At 51.0% G+C, this 302-nt stretch carries 1 protein-coding gene; it reads left to right on the forward strand.

The window, feature by feature from the left end:
- A partial coding sequence (locus tag FE394_RS19320) for a ParA family protein (RefSeq protein ID WP_319927936.1) occupies positions 1 to 302 on the forward strand: 302 nt, incomplete at both ends.

Below are 302 nucleotides of genomic sequence, written 5' to 3' on the forward strand. Positions count from 1 at the left end.
ATAATTCTTCCCATAATTTCCCCCAAAGGGGGCGAAGGTAAATCGACTCACGCGGCTAATCTGGCCGGTTTTTTTGCCGATGCCGGTTTACGCGTTCTCCTGATTGATGCGGATTATTCGCAACCCACTGCCAGCAGTATTTTTCCCCTGAACTATGAAGCACCCGCTGGTCTGTATGAATTGCTGATGCAGACGGTGGATCTGCGCCAGTCTGAGCAGATCATTTCCCGTTCGGTCATCAGCAATCTGGATGTTCTGATCTCCAACGATCCGGATGAACTTCTGCCGACGGCAATGCTGCA

Origin of the sequence: Xenorhabdus littoralis (assembly GCF_033949345.1) — a bacterium.
Classification (GTDB): Bacteria; Pseudomonadota; Gammaproteobacteria; order Enterobacterales; family Enterobacteriaceae; genus Xenorhabdus; species Xenorhabdus littoralis.